This is a genomic window from Aquabacterium parvum, assembly GCF_001447195.1.
Classification (GTDB): domain Bacteria; phylum Pseudomonadota; class Gammaproteobacteria; order Burkholderiales; family Burkholderiaceae_C; genus Aquabacterium; species Aquabacterium parvum.
The window spans coordinates 1-510 of the sequence record NZ_LFRI01000462.1; the positions used below are offsets into that span (position 1 = coordinate 1).

1 rRNA gene is annotated in these 510 nt (G+C 57.6%); it reads right to left on the minus strand.

The features are described 5' to 3' along the window. Positions 1-15 precede the first annotated feature (15 nt). Positions 16-510: ribosomal RNA gene (locus ABG80_RS18025) — 16S ribosomal RNA — on the minus strand; the annotation flags it as partial.

The window sequence follows — 510 nt, forward strand, 5'->3', positions numbered from 1 at the left end:
TTCAGTGTTTTCCAGAAAGGAGGTGATCCAGCCGCACCTTCCGATACGGCTACCTTGTTACGACTTCACCCCAGTCACGAACCCTGCCGTGGTAATCGCCCTCCTTGCGGTTAGGCTAACTACTTCTGGCAGAACCCGCTCCCATGGTGTGACGGGCGGTGTGTACAAGACCCGGGAACGTATTCACCGCGGCAAGCTGATCCGCGATTACTAGCGATTCCGACTTCACGCAGTCGAGTTGCAGACTGCGATCCGGACTACGACCGGTTTTCTGGGATTGGCTCCCCCTCGCGGGTTGGCAGCCCTCTGTACCGGCCATTGTATGACGTGTGTAGCCCTACCCATAAGGGCCATGAGGACCTGACGTCATCCCCACCTTCCTCCGGTTTGTCACCGGCAGTCTCATCAGAGTGCCCTTTCGTAGCAACTGATGACAAGGGTTGCGCTCGTTGCGGGACTTAACCCAACATCTCACGACACGAGCTGACGACGGCCATGCAGCACCTGTGT